At 71.2% G+C, this 4,679-nt stretch carries 6 protein-coding genes; 2 read left to right on the top strand and 4 right to left on the bottom strand.

From position 1 onward, the window contains the following. Positions 1 to 24 precede the first annotated feature (24 nt). Both KBX39_RS23880 and KBX39_RS23885 read right to left on the bottom strand, forming a co-directional pair. Positions 25 to 1,125: a PD40 domain-containing protein gene (locus KBX39_RS23880; protein ID WP_166456797.1), complete on the bottom strand. Its 1,101-nt coding sequence runs from the start codon at positions 1,123 to 1,125 to the stop codon at positions 25 to 27. Then, on the bottom strand, positions 1,122 to 1,646 hold the full coding sequence (locus KBX39_RS23885; protein WP_030499484.1) for a SigE family RNA polymerase sigma factor: 525 nt from the start codon (positions 1,644 to 1,646) through the stop codon (positions 1,122 to 1,124). Before KBX39_RS23885 ends, KBX39_RS23880 begins: the two co-directional genes overlap by 4 nt. 53 nt (positions 1,647 to 1,699) lie before the next feature. On the opposite strand from KBX39_RS23885, the gene KBX39_RS23890 reads away from it, so the two are divergent. Continuing rightward, positions 1,700 to 2,179, top strand: coding sequence for a methylated-DNA--[protein]-cysteine S-methyltransferase (locus KBX39_RS23890; protein ID WP_043327698.1), 480 nt, complete (start codon positions 1,700 to 1,702; stop codon positions 2,177 to 2,179). Between the two features lie 65 nt (positions 2,180 to 2,244). Here the strand turns inward: KBX39_RS23890 and KBX39_RS23895 are convergent, their stop codons facing one another. After that, positions 2,245 to 3,324 carry an inositol-3-phosphate synthase gene (locus KBX39_RS23895; protein ID WP_030499482.1) on the bottom strand — a complete coding sequence of 360 codons (1,080 nt, stop codon included), beginning with the start codon at positions 3,322 to 3,324 and terminating at the stop codon, positions 2,245 to 2,247. A 23-nt stretch (positions 3,325 to 3,347) separates the two neighbouring features. Next, the gene (locus tag KBX39_RS23900) at positions 3,348 to 3,986 is read right to left on the bottom strand and encodes a PadR family transcriptional regulator (RefSeq protein WP_030499481.1); all 639 of its coding nucleotides are present in this window, start codon (positions 3,984 to 3,986) and stop codon (positions 3,348 to 3,350) included. A 174-nt stretch (positions 3,987 to 4,160) separates the two neighbouring features. On the opposite strand from KBX39_RS23900, the gene KBX39_RS23905 reads away from it, so the two are divergent. Continuing rightward, on the top strand, positions 4,161 to 4,607 hold the full coding sequence (locus KBX39_RS23905) for a DUF5318 domain-containing protein (RefSeq protein WP_030499480.1): 447 nt from the start codon (positions 4,161 to 4,163) through the stop codon (positions 4,605 to 4,607). The last annotated feature ends 72 nt before the right edge of the window (positions 4,608 to 4,679 follow it).

Below are 4,679 nucleotides of genomic sequence, written 5' to 3' on the forward strand. Positions count from 1 at the left end.
GTCCAGCAGAGGTTCAGCGCCGGGTCAGCGCGGCGCGATCGTCACCTCGGCGAGGGCGAGGTCCTCCGGCAGCGGCTGACGCACGAGTTCGCGGCCGGTGGTGTCGGCGAGCACGAAGTCCCGCGACCCGTACGGCCGCCGGTAGAGCAGGCGGTCGTCGCCGACCCAGACGACGTCGGCCACCGGCAACGGGTTCACCACCCGGCCGGTCGCCGCCTCCACGAGCAGCGGCTCCTTCTGCCCCTGCACCACCACCAGCCGCCCGTCCGGTGACCACGCCCACGGCCCGGCCGGGTCGCCCGGCAGCGGCTCGAACCGGGTGGGCCGGCCGCTGTCGGCGGCGAAGAACTGCACGCCCCGGCGGGGGTGCCGGATCGCCTCGGACCGAGGCCCGTTCGGGTCGGTCTGCTGGAGCAGCACCTCCCGTCCGTCGCGGGACCAGAGGAAGAAGCACGAGTCGGTGCAGGGGTAGCGGGCGGTGTCGACGGCGTGGGACCGCGTGGTGCCGGCGACGCTCAGCACGACGAAACCGGGGTGACCGACCCGGTTACTGGTGAACAGCAGGCTGCGGCCGTCCGGCGACCAGTTCGGCGAGCCCAGCGCGCGGCCCGGCTCGTACCAGCGGGTGGTGCCCCGGACCACGTCGACCAGGCCGACCTGCCGGGGCCGGTCGTCGTCCCAGACCGCCACCAGCGAGCCGGTGGGCGCGGGCAGGACGGCGTCGTAGCGGCCGTTGCCGAAGTACCGGCCGCGTCCCCGGTCGAGCAGGTACGACGGCCCGGCGCCGCCCGCCCTCGCCTGCGTGCCGGTGACCACCCAGTCGCCGGGCAGCACCAGCGGCCCGTCCGCCCAGTCCGGTCCGGGCGCCGACCTGATGACAGGCGACGGGTCGACGGTGACCGGCGGCGCGGTCGGCGGCGGGGCGGGACGCGGCCGGAGCAGGACGAACGGCAGCGCCACCGCGACCACGGCGACGACCGCGGCAGCGGCGGTGCCCACCCGCCGTCGGCGGCGCAGCCTGCGGCCCCGGCCGAGCGCGCGCCACGCCAGGTCCGGCGCGGGCGCGGCGCCGTCGGCGAGATCGTGTACGGCCGTCCGCAGCGTCTCGTCCAGCGACGTGCTCATCGGGTCACCTCCGTCCGGTTCGTCAGCCCGTCCAGCCCCGGCACCAGCTTCCGGAGGCGGGCCAGCGCCTTGGTGCTCTGGCTGGCCACGGTGCCGGGGCGGCAGCCGAGCAGCGCGGCTGTCTGCTCGACGCTCAGGTCCTCCAGGTAGCGCAGGGTGAGCACGGCCCGCTGGCGCGGCGGCAGTGTCCGCAGCGCGTCCCGCACCAGCAGCCGCAGGTCGCTGTCGTCGCCGGCGGCCGGTCGCTCCGGCAGTTCGGCCACCGGCACCTCCGCGCGTCGCGCCCGCCGCCGCCAGCCGGAGACCTGGTCGTGGTAGAGGATCCGTTTCACGTACGGCTCCGCGTCGCCGTGGATCCGGGGCCACCGGACGTACGCCTTGGCCAGCGCGTTCTGCAGCAGATCCTCCGCCGCGTGCTGGCTGCCGGCCAGCGCGTAGGCGACCCGCAGCAGGGCCGCTCCCCGCTCGTTGACGAACGCGGTGAACTCCCCGTCGACCTCTGCCACCGTCCACCTCCGCATCTCCAGACGCCCGGGGCGGGGAAATCTTTGCCCGTCGCGCGACAATGGGTGGCATGCGCTGGACAGTGCTCGACTCACCGATCGGGGAGTTCTCCGTCGGCACCGACGACGACGCGGTGCGCGGCGCGCACTTCGGCCGGGTGGACGGGGCGGCCGACGAGCCCGGCGACGCGGTGGCGCGGCTGGCGGTGACGGAGCTGCGGGCGTACTTCGCCGGTGAGCTGACCGAGTTCACGGTGCCGGTGTCGGCCCCGCGCGGCTCGGAGTTCGAACGCGCGGTCTGGCGGGAGATGACAGGCATCCCGTACGGGGAGACGAAGACCTACGGCGAGGTGGCGAAGGCGGTCGGCGACCCGGGCGGCGCGCGGGCGGTCGGGGTGGCCTGCAACCGCAATCCGGTACCGGTGATCGTGCCCTGTCACCGGATCGTCGGCGCGGGCGGCAAGCTGGTCGGCTTCGGCGGCGGGCTGCCGCGCAAGGTGACGCTGCTGGAGCTGGAGGCGGCCGTGGCGCTGCGGCGCGCCTGGTCCTGACGTACCCGAAGAAGGAAGGCCGGGTCCGCGCGGACCCGGCCTTCCTTCTTCGGCGTTTCAGCGCGTCAGCGCTCGATCTCGCCGGCGATGAACGCCTCGACGGCGGCGTGCGCGTCGTGGTCGGCGTACTGCTCCGGCGGGGACTTCATGAAGTACGAGGAGGCGGAGAGGATCGGGCCACCGATCTTCCGGTCCAGCGCGATTTTCGCGGCGCGGACGGCGTCGATGATGACACCGGCCGAGTTCGGCGAGTCCCACACCTCGAGCTTCAGCTCCGCGTTGAGCGGGGTGTCGCCGAAGGAACGGCCCTCCAGGCGGATGTACGCCCACTTGCGGTCGTCCAGCCACGGCACGTGGTCGGACGGGCCGATGTGCACGTCGCTCTTCTGCATCTCGTGCGGGATCTGGGAGGTCACCGACTGGGTCTTCGAGATCTTCTTCGAGACCAGGCGGTTGCGCTCCAGCATGTTCATGAAGTCCATGTTGCCGCCGAAGTTGAGCTGGTACGTGCGCAGCAGCTCGACCCCGCGGTCCTCGAAGAGCTTCGCCAGGGCGCGGTGCACGATCGTGGCGCCGACCTGGCTCTTGATGTCGTCGCCGACGATCGGCAGGCCGGCGTCGGTGAACTTCTTCGCCCACTCCGGGTCGGAGGCGATGAAGACCGGCAGGGCGTTCACGAACGCGCAGCCGGCGTCGATCGCGGCCTGGGCGTAGAACTTGTCGGCCTCCTCGGAGCCCACCGGGAGGTAGGAGACGACCACGTCGACCTGCGCGTCGCGCAGCGCCTGCGCCACGTCGACCGGCTTGGCGTCCGACTCCTCGACGATCTCGCGGTAGTACTGGCCGAGACCGTCGAAGGTCGGGCCGCGCTGCACGGTGACGCCGGTCGGCGGCACGTCGCACAGCTTGATCGTGTTGTTCTCGCTGGCGACGATCGCCTCCGCGAGGTCCATGCCCACCTTCTTGGCGTCCACGTCGAACGCCGCGACGAACTTCACGTCGGATACGTGGTAGTCGCCGAAGGTGACGTGCATGAGACCCGGGACGCGGTCGTTCGGGTCGGCGTTCCGGTAGTACTCCACGCCCTGGACCAGGGACGAGGCGCAGTTACCCACACCGACGATGGCGACGCGGACGGAGCCCATAGCGTCTGCCTCCTTCTTCTTCATCACGGCCGCTCTGTCCTGGACGTTCCAGGCGTGGGCGGGCTGTCGTTGTCTCGTCGGCCGTCGGCCGTCCCGGTTCGCGGGTCGGCCGGGGCCCGGCCGGAGCGCTCGTTGGCGATGAGCTCCTCCAGCCAGCGGACTTCGCGCTCACAGGCGTCGAGCCCGTGGCGTTGCAGTTCCAGGGTGTACGCGTCGAGTCGCTCGGCTGCCCGGCCGAGCACGTCACGAAGACCTTCGCGACGTTCCTCGATCTTGCGACGACGACCTTCCAGGATCCGGAGCCGGGTGGCCTGGTCGGTCCGGGCGAAGAACGCGAAGTGCACCCCGAAGCCCGTGTCGTCGTACGTCTCGGGTCCAGCCTGCGCTATCAGCTGGGCGAAGCGTTCCTTGCCCTCCGCGGTAATGGTGTAGACCACCCGACCACGTCGGCTGGTCAGCGCGGGAACCTCCTCGGCGGTCGCGGGTGTCTCAGCGGCTTCGGTGATCCATCCCGCCGCCTGCAGCCGGCGCAGGGTCGGGTAGAGCGAGCCGTAGCTGATCGCCGCCCGGATGGCGCCGAGCTTGGCGGTCAGCTCCTTGCGCAGTTCGTAGCCGTGCATCGGCGCCTCCTGCAGGAGGCCGAGGATGGCGAGCTCGAGCACGGGCCATCCCTTCTTTCCCCCTGCGCGGAGCACTAACCACCGCGATGTATCGGACCGATACATCGCACGTTAGCGGACGCCGATGTACGGGGCAAACCCTGTCTTACGCGACGTGATCATCACGCATCGTGACCATGGTCGCCTGGGTTCGTCGGAGCGCGTACCCTTTGCCGCATGCGTACGCAGCGCCAGGTCGTCGACTACTCGCTCCAGAAGCGGGCGGTGCTGCGTGAACTGCTCGCCGGGCGGATCGGCACGTACGACGTCTGCGACGCCTCGCCGTACCTGAAGAACGCTGCGCGCTTCCACGGCGAGCCGACCGATCACCGCTGCCCGATCTGCCGCAGCGAGAACCTGATCCACGTCCACTACATTTACGGTGACGAACTCAAGCAGTCGGCCGGCCAGGCGCGTACCCGGGCCGAGTTGCCCGTCCTGGCCATGACGCTGCGTGAGTTCCAGGTGTTCGTGGTGGAGGTCTGCCCCGGCTGCGACTGGAACCATCTCGTCGAGCAGTTCCTGCTCGGCCGGGACGGTCTCGTGGGCGAGGCGGAGGGCGCGGAGGATTCCGTCGCGGCCAACGGCTCCACCCCTCGGCGAAGGCGAGAGGCGCAACGGTGAACGTGGCTGTCCCGATCTCTGCCGGCCCATTCCCCGGGTGGCGGAATCGACAGCCCTTAGACGTAATTAGTC

It is taken from the genome of Micromonospora sp. D75 (assembly GCF_018070405.1).
In the GTDB taxonomy this organism is placed as follows: Bacteria; Actinomycetota; Actinomycetes; order Mycobacteriales; family Micromonosporaceae; genus Micromonospora; species Micromonospora chalcea.